Genomic DNA, 12,382 nt, shown 5'->3' on the forward strand with positions numbered 1-12,382 from the left:
GCATGACGTCAGATGTGCCAGACAAAAAGAAAGGGCGACCGCAGTCGCCCTTGTGTATTAGAGTCGCCTTGTCAGCTGGGTTTGCTGATCTTGGCCAGATCCGCCGTGATATTAGCTGCTTCGATGAGATACTCATCGGGCGCCTCAAAATCCGCAGGCAGTTCGTCCAGACTCTTCACCGCCGGTTTGCCAAGGCGAGCCAGCCGCTCGTTGGTGCGTTTGAGCGCTTGCTCATCCTGTTTCGCCTGCTCGGCAACACGCTCCGCCTCGTTGAGGGAGACCGACTTCTTCTCCTTCTCCACCTTGTAGTCGGCAATATCTTGCATCACGTAGGCGAACTCGGGATCCTTGGCGATGCGGGCATCATGAGCCGCCTGCAGCTTGGGCAGCAGAGTAGTGAAATTGCCCAGAGTCTGATAGTTGGCAGAGGCTATCTTGTCCCACGGCAGCGCATTGAACTCACGGCTTTCACCCGTCTCTTCCGGCGCAACCGGTGTCGGGAAGCTGATATCCGGCGCAACGCCCTTGTTCTGGGTACTGCCACCGTTGATCCGGTAGAACTTGGCGATGGTGTACTGCACGTGACCCAGCGGCTGCTCGTAGAAGTCATAGACCTTGGCGAGGCTGCGATGCTGCTGCACTGTCCCCTTGCCGAAGGAGTTTTCCCCAAGGATCAGGGCTCGCCCATAATCCTGCATGGCGGCAGCAAAGATCTCGGAGGCCGAGGCACTGTATCTGTCGATCAGCACCGACATGGGACCGCCGTAATAGACGTTGCCATCGTCGTCACCGTTGACCGTGATACGGCCCATATGATCACGGATCTGAACCACAGGACCGCTGCCAAAGAAGAGACCACTCAGGGCAGAGGCTTCAGTCAGGGCGCCACCGCCGTTACCGCGCAAATCGATGATAAGACCATCGATCTTCTGCTTGTTGAGGCTGGAGAGCTCCTTGATCACGTCGTCATGCAGATTGACGTAGAAACTCGGGATCTCGATGACACCAATCTTCTTGCCTTCGGCGTTAATCACCTTGGACTTGGCGGCTCTGTCTTCAAGGCGCACCTTGTCGCGGGTCAGCTCGATCTGCTCGGTCTTGGCGGTTGCGCCCTTGCCGCGCTGAATTTCAAGCTTGACCTTGCTCCCCTTGGGCCCCTTGATGAGCTCGACCACGTCATCGAGACGCCAGCCGATCACATCGACAATCTTGCCATCTTCCTGCCCTACCCCGGTGATCTTGTCATCGGGTTTGAGGTGGTTGGATTTGGCAGCCGGGCCACCGGGCACCAAAGAACGGATGACGGTAAAGTCATCTTCCGCCTGCAACACGGCACCGATCCCCTCCAGCGAAAGGTTCATCTCGGTGTTGAAACGATCGGCACTGCGCGGTGAGAGGTAACTGGTGTGCGGTTCGATGGCGCGAGCGAAGGAGTTCATGAAGAGCTGGAAGACATCCTCACTCTCGGTCTGGGACATCCGCTTGATGGCATTGTTGTAACGCTTGCCAAGCAGCTCCTTGATCTCGGGCCACTCCTTGCCACTGAGCTTGAGGCTCAGGGCATCGAACTTGACCCGCTGACGCCACAGCTCGTTGAGCTCTGCTTCATCTTTGGGCCAAGCCGCCCCTTCCCGATCAAACACATAGTTGTCGGTCTGGGTAAAATCGAAAGGAGTATCAAGCAGTTTGAGGGCGTATTCGAACCGCTCATAACGCCGCTGCTGACTCAGGTTGAACATCTCGTAGGCGGGAGCCAGACGGCCTCTTTCGAGGTCGGTGTCAAAACCGTTACGGTACTTTTCAAAACGGCTGATATCAGAGGCCAAAAACAGGTTGCGGCTGTAGTCCAGATTCTCCAGATATTTATCAAAAATCACGGAGGAAAAGGCATCGTCCAGCTTGAACTGTTTGTAGTGCGAGCGGGTAAACAGATTGGTAATTCGCTTGCTGGCCGTAGCATGTTGGCTCTCTTGAGCCAACACAGGCAAATCACTCTCCTTGAGCACCGGCTCGATGGCCTGTGCAAGCCCGGCAAGCGCCAGGCTACAGGCAACGAGGGAAAAACGAATTACGCCATGCTTCAACATTTGTCTCCTTAGAGAACCAAGTGCTCTGATTTGACCCGCACCATCATGCCGGTCTGCAGTTGGACCTGTACATCGTCCTTGGTTACTTCCTTGATGGTTGCCGGAACCGGGAATTTACCCATAACGACGCGCACATCCTGGCCCACTTTCAGCGTAGCGGCATCCACTTTAACCAGCGGAGCGTCAGCGACCGGTGCCTTGGCGGCAGCTTTCGGCTTGGCAGCTACATCAGCTTTCTCGGTTTTGCGCACAGCAGGACGACGGGGCTTCTTGGCCTTCTCATCCTTCTCTTTGGTATTGGTACGACGGCTGGCGAATACGCGCTCTTTGCTCTCTTTAAGAGCTTGCTTGGCGTGCTCGATGTGCTCTTCGGTCAGCAGCTCGCCCGGGTTGCCATCCAGATCAACGCGAGCCTGGCCAGCTTTGAGACCGTGCAGGTAGCGCCAGCTGGAGGTGTATTGACGCAGTGCGGAACGCAGCATGGTCTTGGAGACTCTGGCATCGTCAGCAAGACGCTCGGCCAAATCCTGGAAGATGCCAATCTTGAGCGGCTTGGCCTCTCCTTCAGCAACGAAGCAGGCCGGGAATTTCTCGACCAGGTAGGCAACGATCTCTTTACTGTTCTTCAGCTTCTCAGTGTTTTCCATGTATAACCTTGGCTTTCATATAAACGCACGGGCACGTCCCGAGCACAACAAAGGCCCCATTATAGAGAGCTTGGGGCCTTTTGCGAACCATCTAGCAATGACTTAGAGCATGCTTTCCAAAATTTGCACCGTTTCTTCGAGGCCAATCCGGTCTTCCTGGTCGAAACGGTTAAAAATCGGACTGTCGATATCGAGTACCCCGATGATCTCGCCACCACGGCGCACCGGGATCACGATTTCCGAGTTGCTCGCGCCATCACAAGCGATGTGACCATCGAACTGGTGGACATCGTCAATGAGCTGGGTTTTCCCCTCTGCCACTGCCGTACCACACACCCCACGGCCGACCGGGATCCGCACGCAGGCTGGTTTGCCCTGAAATGGCCCCAATACCAGGGTCTCGCCCTGCAACAGATAAAAACCGACCCAGTTGATCTGCTCCAGCTCCTGATTCAGCAGCGCGGAGAGGTTGGCCAGATTGGCAATAAGATCGGTTTCCCCCTCCAGCAGCGCCTTGGCCTGCTGGTTGAGGGTGCGATAAAACGGTTGTTTTTCAATCATGATTAAATGAACTTCACTCCCTGATGGTTTGGGGAAGGTAACGCCTGGCCGGGAAATTTCAAATATTTTTTCCACTCCCCATCTCTTGTGCCGTTATTCCCGGGCAACGGAAAGCGCCAATTGCTGGCGTTGGCCATTACTCCACTCGATATTTAACAACCAGATCATGACGGGTGATGTACAGCTCCCCACCTGGGTTACCCCCTGCCACTGTCCGTCTATTTGTTCAAAACTCACCGGGATGGTGCCCATAAACATATCTTTGCCTTCGAGTGTCGCTTTCACCGGTTTGATGGCCGGATCGCCGCCGGTAATAGCGATGGCAAAGTCATGTTCAGCGCGCAGCGGTAATTCCTTGATGGCGACCGTCAGCGGCTTGTCACCAATCAGCGCGCTGCAAGGGGTGTGGGAAAGATCACAAATCTGATCTTTTTTCTGGTCAGCAGAGACGCTGTTATCGGCCGAAAACCAGGTGCGATAAGCCATCAGCGCCAATAACAGCGCCAATACCAGTACGAGGTGCAAAACTTTACGTGCGGTAAGTCTCTCTTTCATCAAAAACAGCCCGATTAAGATGCAATTAAAATGGTTTTTTGTGATCTCGAACAAGGTAAAAAACTGCCATATCGAGACCGGACGGAGCCAAATATATCACTGTTTATACTGTTATTTTACCTGTCAGTTCAGTATCATTCCCATGCAGTTTTCATTTAGCCATCTTTTGCTTTTCCTTTCGTTAACAGATGTTAACAACTGGTCGGCGGTGGCTGATGAAGCCAGTCCGGTCCTCCGGATACAAAACCAAACAACAGCAGCATCGGAAGCGGAATATAACGATGAGCCATACAACTAACCATCCTGAGTACAACTACACCGTTGTTCGCCAGTTTACCGTCATGACGATTGTCTGGGGAATTGTCGGCATGTCGGTTGGCGTACTGATCGCAGCCCAGTTGATCTGGCCTGCCCTCAACTTCGAGACCCCGTGGCTAACTTACAGTCGTCTGCGGCCCCTCCATACCAACGCAGTGATCTTCGCCTTCGGCGTCAGTGCACTGATGGCCACCTCCTTCTACGTGGTTCAGCGCACCTGTCAAACCAGACTGTTTGGTGGCCCGCTGGCAACCTTCGTGTTCTGGGGCTGGCAAGCGATCATCCTCTCTGCCGCCATCTCTCTGCCGCTGGGTTACACCTCCGCCAAAGAGTATGCCGAGCTGGAGTGGCCGATTGATATCGCCATCACTGTGGTATGGGTCGCCTATGCCATCGTCTTCTTCGGCACCCTGATGAAGCGCACCACCTCCCACATCTATGTGGCGAACTGGTTCTTCGGCGCCTTCATCATCACCGTTGCGGTGCTGCACATTGTCAACAACATGGAAGTGCCGCTCTCCGGCATGAAGTCCTACTCCATGTACTCCGGCGCCATGGACGCCATGGTGCAGTGGTGGTATGGCCACAACGCGGTGGGCTTCCTGCTGACCGCCGGCTTCCTGGGGATGATGTACTACTTCGTGCCCAAGCAGGCGGGTCGTCCGGTTTACTCCTATCGCCTCTCCATCGTGCACTTCTGGGCGTTGATCTCCCTCTATATCTGGGCCGGTCCGCACCACCTGCACTACACCGCACTGCCTGACTGGGCCCAGTCACTGGGCATGGTGATGTCCCTGATCCTGTTCGTACCTTCCTGGGGCGGCATGATCAACGGCATCATGACCCTCTCCGGTGCCTGGCACAAACTGCGTTATGACCCCATCCTGCGCTTCCTGATCGTCTCCCTCTCTTTCTACGGCATGTCGACCTTCGAAGGCCCGATGATGGCGATCAAAACTGTCAACGCCCTCTCCCACTACACCGACTGGACCGTCGGTCACGTGCACTCCGGTGCGCTGGGCTGGGTTGCCATGGTCTCCATCGGTGCCGTCTATCACCTGATCCCGAACCTGTTCGGCCAGGGCCGGATGTACAGCGTCAAGCTGATCAACGTTCACTTCTGGCTGGCGACCGTGGGCACCGTGCTCTACATCGTTGCCATGTGGATTTCCGGCGTGATGCAGGGCCTGATGTGGCGTGCAGTCAACGAAGACGGCACCCTGACCTACAGCTTCGTTGAAGCGTTGCAGGCATCCTATCCCTTCTATTTCGTGCGCTTCCTGGGTGGCTGCTTCTTCGTCACCGGCATGTTGCTGATGGCTTACAACGCCTATCGCACCATCACTGCGCCCAAAGGTTCTCTGGAACCTGTCGCCCAGCCAGCATGATTGAAGAGGTCAACCCATGAGCAACAATAACCGTCACGAAATATTTGAAAAAAGCGTTCCCATGCTGGTGGTCGGCATCATCTTCGCCATCAGTCTGGGGGGCCTGGTTGAAATCACTCCGCTGTTCTTCCAAAAGCAAACCACCGAGCCGGTGGAGGGCCTCAAGCCCTACACCGCTCTGCAGATGGAAGGACGCGACATCTTTATTCGCGAAGGCTGCACCAACTGCCACAGCCAGATGATCCGTCCGTTCCGTGCCGAAACCGAGCGTTACGGTCACTACTCGGTCGCCGGTGAGAGCGTCTGGGAGCACCCTTTCCTGTGGGGCTCCAAGCGTACTGGTCCGGATCTGGCCCGTGTCGGTGGCCGCTACTCCGACGAGTGGCACAAGGTTCACCTGATCAACCCGCGCGATGTGGTACCGGAATCCAACATGCCCGCCTACCCCTGGCTTGATACCAATGTGCTGACTGGTGAGATGACGGCCAAGAAGCTGGCGCTGTTCCGCGATCACTTCGGTGTGCCCTATACCGACGCCGATATTCAGGGTGCTGGCGAAGCCGTCAAGGGCAAAACCGAGCTGGATGCGCTGGTGGCCTATCTGCAATCACTGGGTCATGCCCTGAAATAAGGAGGCGAAAATGGACTACGGCACATTTCGCGGTCTGTATACCCTGCTGTTGATGGCCATCATGATTGGCATCATCGTCTGGGCCTACAGCAAACGCCGCAAGACCTCTTTCGACGAGGCTGCCAATCTGGTTTTTGCCGATGATGAGCAACCCGGTGCTGATAAAAAGAACGCAGGAGCGAAACAATAATGAGCACTCTGTTTAGCATTTTTGTGACTGTCATCAGTCTGGGAACCATCCTCGGCTGCTTCTTGCTGCTGATGTGGTGCCGCAAGGACAAGATGGGTGTGGAAGAAGGCAAATCGATGGGTCACTCCTTCGATGGCATCGAGGAGATCAACAACCCGCTGCCGAAGTGGTGGACCTACATGTTCCTCTTCTTCATCGTCACCGGTCTGGTCTATCTGGTCGCCTTCCCGGGGCTTGGCAACTTCAAAGGCCTGCTGGGCTGGCAAAGTTCCAACCAGGACGTGCGCTCGCTGGCCGAGTCCAAGGCTGCAACCGAATCGGCCAAGGCTGAAGGTCGCGCGGTGGAGTATGACCGTGAGGTCGCCAAGGCTGACGAGATCTACGGCGCCAAGTTCCGTGAACTCACCTATGAAGCGGATGGCAAAACCTATCGTGCCATCACCGAGATCGCCAAGGATCCGGAAGCCCTGAAAGTGGGTCAGCGTCTGTTCCTGCAGAACTGCTCCCAGTGTCACGGCTCCGATGCCCGTGGTGGCCGCGGCTTCCCGAACCTGACCGACAGCGAATGGCAATGGGGCGGCCAGCCTGATCAAATCAAGACCACCATCATGGGCGGTCGTCAGGGGATCATGGCGGCCTGGGGTGAAATCCTCGGCAAAGATGGCGTTCAGGAAGTGGCCTCCTATGTGCTGAGCCTCTCCGGTCGCAAGGTTGACCTGGTGGAAGCGAAGAAAGGTGAAGCACGCTTTGCCATCTGCGCTGCCTGCCACGGGGCCGATGCCAAGGGCGGTGTTGCCGTCGGTGCGCCAGATCTGACCAACAACACCTGGCTCTACGGTGGCTCCCGCGAAGTGGTGGTACAAACCATCACCCACGGTCGTCACGGCGTGATGCCAGCCTGGAAAGATATTCTGGGTGAGGACAAGGTTCACCTGCTGGCCTCCTACGTTTACAGCCTGTCTCATCAACAGTCTGCCAAATAAGGTTCGCCCGTAACGTTGTAACATGTGATAAACACGTGATTACACAGCAAAAAGCCTCGACTCCTCGAGGCTTTTTGTTATCTTGTGTTGCGTAAAAACCATCTTCCACGTTAATCATTCGTTTCATGGCAGTAGCAATCATGACCCAACCTCTATCCAAACCGTGGTATCGCCAATTCTGGCCCTGGTTTATCATCGCCCTCCCCACTGCCGCCGTTGTCGGCAGCATCGCCACCGCCATCATCGCCAGCAAGGATGGGGTCAATCTGGTGGCCGAGGACTATTACAAACAAGGGAAAGAGATCAATCAGGACTTGAGCAAGTTTGACCGCTCCGAAGCGCTCAATATCCGCTTTGGGCTGGAGGTTGACGGCAACGAGCTGACCCTCAGACCCATCAGCGGTGACATTCCTGCCGGGCAAGCTCTCTATCTCTCATTGTTCCACCCGACCTTGGCCGGTCAGGACAGCGAACACATGATCACCGCCGATGCGAGCGGCACCTATCGCCTCCATTTTGACAAGCCGCTGGTCGGCAAGTGGCACATTCGGGTCGATGCCTTTGACCACGAGTGGCGATTGCAAGAGACCGTCCAGCTGCCCACCCTGGCCCCTGTCGAACTCGACCCGAAAGGACGCTAAGCCATGACCGGCTGTTCTCACTGTGGCGAGCCGGTTCTCGCCACCGCCCCTGCAGCTTGCATTCTGCATTCAGGGGGACATAAAGCATGACCCCCTGTTTTCACTGTGGTGAGCCGGTACCCGCTAATAGTGGTTATTCCCTCGAGATAAAGGGGATTGTTCGCCCCATGTGCTGCCCCGGTTGTCAGGCGGTGGCAGAGACCATCATGGAGTGCGGCCTCGCCAGTTACTACGATCACCGCACCGCTCCCGGCACCAAGGGCGATCTGGTGCCCGAGGAGCTGGCCGTCCTCACCCACTACGATCTGGCAGAAGTGCAACAGGATTTTGTCACCGACAGCGGTACCCTTCGCGAAATCCAGCTGACGGTTGAGGGCTTGACCTGCGCCGCCTGTGCCTGGCTTATCGAACGCCACCTGATGACACTGACGGGACTGCGCTACATCAACGTCAACACCACCACCCACCGGGCTCGCATCAAGTGGGATCCGGACCAGCTCTCCCTGAGTGACATTCTCAAGGGATTTGCCCAGATCGGCTATCGCGCCTACCCGTTCCAGACCCATCAACAGGAGGCGCTCTACGCCAAAGAGATACGCAGCTATATGTTCCGGCTGGCACTGGCAGGGCTGGGCTCGATGCAGGTGATGATGTGCGCCGTGGCCCTCTACATGGATCTCTTCATCAGTGTTGAAGATGAGTTCATGGTCTACTTCAAGTGGATAAGCCTGCTGCTCTCCACCCCCATCATGATCTATTCAGCCCAGCCCTTTTACGTGGGGGCCTGGCGCAGCCTGAAACAGGGCCATCTGTCGATGGATGTGTCGGTGTCACTTGCGCTGATCGGTGCCTTTATCGCCTCCATGTGGGCCACTGTGTTCAATACCGGTGAGGTCTATTACGACTCCATCACCATGTTCGTCTTCTTCCTGCTGCTGGGGCGCTTTCTCGAGTTGCGGGCCCGGCGCAAGGCGTCGGAATCGAGCTCCAACCTGGCCAGACTGGTGCCCATCATGGCGACCCGCATCGATGATGAAGGAGAGCATGAGGTAGCGGCCAAGACCTTGCAGGTCGGCGATCGGATACGGGTGCTTGCTGGCGCCACCTTGCCGGCGGACGGCATCATTGTCGAAGGGCAAGCCAGCCTCAACGAATCCATGCTGACCGGTGAACAGCTGCCCCTGCTCAAACAGCCCGGCGATCAGGTCTATGCCGGCACTATCAACACGGATGCTCCGCTGCTGATCCGGGTCAGCCACCGTATCGAAGAGTCTCGGATCGCCCAGATCATGCGGCTGCAGGATCACGCCCTCGACGACAAACCGGCCATCGCCCAGATGGCGGATCAACTGTCGCGCCACTTTATTCTGGTGCTGCTGATCATTGCCGCCGCGGTCTGGACCTTCTGGCACTTCCATCAACCGGATCAGGCGTTCTGGATCACCCTCGCCGTGCTGGTGGCCACCTGCCCCTGTGCCCTGTCACTCGCGACCCCGACGGCACTGACCTCGGCCACCGCCAATCTGACCCGTAACGGCATTCTGCTGCGCCGCGGTCATGTGCTTGACGTGCTGACCAAGGCCAACCGGATCGTGATGGACAAGACTGGCACCCTGACCACAGGGGAGATCAGTCTGACGCACACCCAGGCGTTGGCCGACCTTGATGAGGCTCACTGCCTCGCCATCGCCCAGGCCATGGAGGTGCAATCCGAACACCCCATTGCCCGCGCCTTCCGGCTGCCAGCCGACAGCATCGCCGTGCTGCCATCCGCCCGCGAGATCACCCCGGTCATCGGTCACGGCATCACGGCGCTGGTGGATGGCGTACGTTATCGCATCGGCAGTGCTCGCTGGCTTGGGCTGGATCCGGCGCAAGAACGCGGCCGCGGTCTGGCTATCTATCTGGCCGACGAGCAGCAGGTCTTGGCCCGCTTCAATCTGGAAGATACCCTGCGCCCCGATGCCAGGGCGCTGATCGCGGCATTCAAGGCAGCCGGTCTGCAAACTACCGTACTGACTGGCGACAGCTCTCTGCAAGCAGACGAGATTGCCCGCGAGCTGGGAGTGGATGAGCTGGTCAAGGGGGTCTCGCCCGATGGCAAGCTGGCCTACCTCAAGGCCCGGGAAGCCCAAGGGGATATCAGCATCATGGTGGGCGATGGCATCAACGACGCCCCGGTACTGGCTGGCGCTCACGCCTCGTTTGCCATGGCTGGTGGCACCGATCTGGCGAAAAACAGCGCCGATGCCATCCTGCTGGCCGATGACCTGAGCCGACTGCTCGAGGCCAGAGTGCTGGCAATGCGTACCCGCAAGATCATCATCGAGAACTTCGCCTGGTCCATCGGTTACAACCTGCTGGTGCTGCCGCTGGCGGCCTGCGGCTGGCTGCCCCCCTATCTGGCGGCGGCGGGCATGTCGCTCAGTTCACTCATCGTGGTAACCAACTCGATGCGCCTCAACCGATGAGACCGGTGGCGGAAAATAGCTGAAAATGTGGCCTGCCTCCAATGCAGGCCACATTTCTCACTGATAGCGGCTGGCCCCCTGCCCAAACAGGGTTACCATAGGGGACACTTGCCAAGGATGAACGCCAAGGTACCTCTCATGAATATAATTTTTGTCCTGATCCCCATCGCCATCCTGTTTGTGATCATCGCCGGGGTCGTCTTCTTCTGGGCCATTCGCTCCGAACAGTTTGAAGATCTCGACCGGCAGGGTTCCAACATCCTGTTTGACGAAGAGCAACCTGCCCACAAACCCGTAAAGCCTGCTGACCATGACCCACAACCTTGATCTGGCCGGCGCCCTGCTGGTCGGACTGGCAGGCTCTGCCCACTGTATCGGCATGTGCGGTGGCGTCTCCGCCGCGCTCTCCATGGCGATCCCCGCCAACAAGCAGCACTTCTGGGGGCGGCTTGCCTATCTGCTCAACTACAACCTCGGCCGGATCCTGAGCTATGTGATTGCAGGTGCACTGGTGGGCGGCCTGCTCGCCACCACCAGCGAGCTGGGCGCAGGCAAACACGCTATTGCCGGCTTACGCCTGGTGGCGGCGTTATTGATGATTGCGCTTGGTCTCTATCTGGCGGGCTGGTGGCAAGGGATCTTGCTGCTGGAGCGGCTCGGCGCAAGACTTTGGCCCCGTATCAAACCGCTGGCGGGCAAGTTTCTCCCCTTCACCTCACCTGTGCAGGCACTGCCCTTTGGCATGGTGTGGGGTTGGCTGCCCTGCGGGCTGGTCTACTCCATGCTGACCTGGAGCGCAGCGGCCGGTTCGGCCAGTGGCGGGGCGCTGATCATGCTCTTTTTTGGTCTCGGCACCCTGCCCACCCTGTTCGCGTTGGGCGGGCTTGCCGATCGCCTGAGATACTGGCTCACCCTGCGCAGTTTGCGCCTTGGCGGTGCCCTGCTGCTCATTTTGTTCGGGGTGCATACCTTCTGGATTGGCATTGCTTCCTTTTGAAACCCTATCCAAAACGGATGAGTTGATGGTAAACTTGTTTGATATAAATCAATTATTCGTATGAGCCTATGATCCCGGAAAAGAAACCTGGCAGACGTATCCAGAGCGGTGGCTGTGCAATTCATTGCCAGGATTGCAGCATCAGTCAGCTCTGTATTCCCTTCACTCTGAACGACAACGAGCTTGATCAGCTGGACAGCATCATCGAGCGCAAGAAGCCGATCCAGAAGGGTGAAGAGCTGTTCAAGGCTGGCGATGAGTTCAAATCGCTCTATGCCATCCGTTCCGGGACCATCAAGTCTTACACCATCACCGAGCAAGGGGATGAGCAGATCACCGCGTTCCACCTCGCTGGCGATCTGGTCGGTTTTGACGCCATCCACAAACAGGCCCACCCCTCCTTCGCCCAGGCGCTGGAAACGGCCATGGTGTGCGAGATCCCGTTTGAAGTGCTGGATGATCTCTCCGGCAAGATGCCCAAGCTGCGCCAGCAGATCATGCGTCTGATGAGCAACGAAATCATGGGCGATCAGGAGATGATCCTGCTGCTCTCCAAGAAGAATGCCGAAGAGCGCCTCGCCGCCTTCCTGCACAATCTGTCGGTACGCTTCTCCGAACGCGGCTTCTCCGCCAAGGAGTTCCGTCTATCCATGACCCGTGGTGACATTGGCAACTATCTGGGGCTGACCGTCGAGACTATCAGTCGTCTGCTCGGCCGTTTCCAGAAGTCCGGTCTCATCAGCGTCAAAGGCAAATACATTACCGTACTGGATCAGGTCGCGCTGGGCATGATGGCCGGTGCAACTCGCCCGCCCTGCGGCTGATATTTTTCCGCTTACCCTCTCGCTTGTCTCCTGCTTTCCCTGCCGGATCCTTTCCTCTGGAATGTGATCCGGTACGTTCCCCATACCCT

Annotated in this window: 13 protein-coding genes; 9 read left to right on the forward strand and 4 right to left on the reverse strand. The window is 57.2% G+C overall.

Annotation, left to right across the window (positions count from 1 at the left end):
• Positions 1 to 71 precede the first annotated feature (71 nt).
• The 4 genes from prc to G5315_RS00805 all read right to left on the reverse strand — a co-directional run bounded on the left by prc (position 72) and on the right by G5315_RS00805 (position 3,850).
• A complete protein-coding gene (gene prc, locus G5315_RS00790; protein WP_227342895.1) occupies positions 72 to 2,087 on the reverse strand; it encodes a carboxy terminal-processing peptidase in 2,016 nt (671 codons plus the stop codon).
• Between the two features lie 8 nt (positions 2,088 to 2,095).
• Complete coding sequence (gene proQ, locus G5315_RS00795; protein WP_005351923.1) at positions 2,096 to 2,734, reverse strand: RNA chaperone ProQ; 639 nt, start codon at positions 2,732 to 2,734, stop codon at positions 2,096 to 2,098.
• A gap of 102 nt (positions 2,735 to 2,836) precedes the next feature.
• The gene (locus tag G5315_RS00800) at positions 2,837 to 3,295 is read right to left on the reverse strand and encodes a GAF domain-containing protein (protein WP_421332109.1); all 459 of its coding nucleotides are present in this window, start codon (positions 3,293 to 3,295) and stop codon (positions 2,837 to 2,839) included.
• A 93-nt stretch (positions 3,296 to 3,388) separates the two neighbouring features.
• Positions 3,389 to 3,850, reverse strand: coding sequence for a hypothetical protein (locus G5315_RS00805; RefSeq protein ID WP_267529354.1), 462 nt, complete (start codon positions 3,848 to 3,850; stop codon positions 3,389 to 3,391).
• A 281-nt stretch (positions 3,851 to 4,131) separates the two neighbouring features.
• Here G5315_RS00805 and ccoN point away from each other — a divergent pair, with 281 nt between their 5' ends.
• The 9 genes from ccoN (at position 4,132) to G5315_RS00850 (ending at position 12,293) form a co-directional block, all read left to right on the forward strand.
• Positions 4,132 to 5,556: a cytochrome-c oxidase, cbb3-type subunit I gene (gene ccoN, locus G5315_RS00810; protein WP_005336616.1), complete on the forward strand. Its 1,425-nt coding sequence runs from the start codon at positions 4,132 to 4,134 to the stop codon at positions 5,554 to 5,556.
• Positions 5,557 to 5,572: 16 nt separating this feature from the next.
• Entirely contained in the window at positions 5,573 to 6,187 is a 615-nt protein-coding gene (gene ccoO, locus G5315_RS00815) for a cytochrome-c oxidase, cbb3-type subunit II (protein ID WP_005336618.1), read from the forward strand.
• A gap of 10 nt (positions 6,188 to 6,197) precedes the next feature.
• The gene (locus G5315_RS00820; protein WP_005336620.1) at positions 6,198 to 6,377 is read left to right on the forward strand and encodes a CcoQ/FixQ family Cbb3-type cytochrome c oxidase assembly chaperone; all 180 of its coding nucleotides are present in this window, start codon (positions 6,198 to 6,200) and stop codon (positions 6,375 to 6,377) included.
• Entirely contained in the window at positions 6,377 to 7,360 is a 984-nt protein-coding gene (ccoP, locus tag G5315_RS00825; RefSeq protein ID WP_021230094.1) for a cytochrome-c oxidase, cbb3-type subunit III, read from the forward strand. The genes G5315_RS00820 and ccoP overlap by 1 nt, the downstream gene beginning before the upstream one ends.
• A gap of 140 nt (positions 7,361 to 7,500) precedes the next feature.
• The gene (locus tag G5315_RS00830) at positions 7,501 to 8,001 is read left to right on the forward strand and encodes a FixH family protein (RefSeq protein ID WP_236317562.1); all 501 of its coding nucleotides are present in this window, start codon (positions 7,501 to 7,503) and stop codon (positions 7,999 to 8,001) included.
• 86 nt (positions 8,002 to 8,087) lie between these two features.
• A complete protein-coding gene (locus G5315_RS00835; RefSeq protein WP_421332111.1) occupies positions 8,088 to 10,472 on the forward strand; it encodes a heavy metal translocating P-type ATPase in 2,385 nt (794 codons plus the stop codon).
• A gap of 138 nt (positions 10,473 to 10,610) precedes the next feature.
• The gene (gene ccoS / locus G5315_RS00840; RefSeq protein ID WP_005336630.1) at positions 10,611 to 10,799 is read left to right on the forward strand and encodes a cbb3-type cytochrome oxidase assembly protein CcoS; all 189 of its coding nucleotides are present in this window, start codon (positions 10,611 to 10,613) and stop codon (positions 10,797 to 10,799) included.
• The gene (locus G5315_RS00845) at positions 10,783 to 11,469 is read left to right on the forward strand and encodes a sulfite exporter TauE/SafE family protein (RefSeq protein WP_019446375.1); all 687 of its coding nucleotides are present in this window, start codon (positions 10,783 to 10,785) and stop codon (positions 11,467 to 11,469) included. The genes ccoS and G5315_RS00845 overlap by 17 nt, the downstream gene beginning before the upstream one ends.
• A gap of 68 nt (positions 11,470 to 11,537) precedes the next feature.
• Positions 11,538 to 12,293, forward strand: a complete 756-nt coding sequence (locus tag G5315_RS00850) for an FNR family transcription factor (protein ID WP_005336632.1) — start codon at positions 11,538 to 11,540, stop codon at positions 12,291 to 12,293.
• Positions 12,294 to 12,382: the final 89 nt, after the last annotated feature.

The sequence above is a fragment of the Aeromonas sp. 603607 genome (assembly GCF_049171595.1).
GTDB classification, from domain to species: Bacteria; Pseudomonadota; Gammaproteobacteria; order Enterobacterales; family Aeromonadaceae; genus Aeromonas; species Aeromonas veronii.

Coding starts and splice junctions, on each gene's coding strand:
- ccoP (WP_021230094.1), top strand. CDS start 6,377: ATGAGCACTCTGTTTAGCATTTTTGTGACTGTCATCAGTCTGGGAACC.
- ccoO (WP_005336618.1), top strand. CDS start 5,573: ATGAGCAACAATAACCGTCACGAAATATTTGAAAAAAGCGTTCCCATG.
- G5315_RS00830 (WP_236317562.1), top strand. CDS start 7,501: ATGACCCAACCTCTATCCAAACCGTGGTATCGCCAATTCTGGCCCTGG.
- prc (WP_227342895.1), bottom strand. CDS start 2,087: ATGTTGAAGCATGGCGTAATTCGTTTTTCCCTCGTTGCCTGTAGCCTG.
- G5315_RS00800 (WP_421332109.1), bottom strand. CDS start 3,295: ATGATTGAAAAACAACCGTTTTATCGCACCCTCAACCAGCAGGCCAAG.
- ccoN (WP_005336616.1), top strand. CDS start 4,132: ATGAGCCATACAACTAACCATCCTGAGTACAACTACACCGTTGTTCGC.
- G5315_RS00835 (WP_421332111.1), top strand. CDS start 8,088: ATGACCCCCTGTTTTCACTGTGGTGAGCCGGTACCCGCTAATAGTGGT.
- G5315_RS00805 (WP_267529354.1), bottom strand. CDS start 3,850: ATGAAAGAGAGACTTACCGCACGTAAAGTTTTGCACCTCGTACTGGTA.
- G5315_RS00850 (WP_005336632.1), top strand. CDS start 11,538: ATGATCCCGGAAAAGAAACCTGGCAGACGTATCCAGAGCGGTGGCTGT.
- G5315_RS00820 (WP_005336620.1), top strand. CDS start 6,198: ATGGACTACGGCACATTTCGCGGTCTGTATACCCTGCTGTTGATGGCC.
- proQ (WP_005351923.1), bottom strand. CDS start 2,734: ATGGAAAACACTGAGAAGCTGAAGAACAGTAAAGAGATCGTTGCCTAC.
- ccoS (WP_005336630.1), top strand. CDS start 10,611: ATGAATATAATTTTTGTCCTGATCCCCATCGCCATCCTGTTTGTGATC.
- G5315_RS00845 (WP_019446375.1), top strand. CDS start 10,783: ATGACCCACAACCTTGATCTGGCCGGCGCCCTGCTGGTCGGACTGGCA.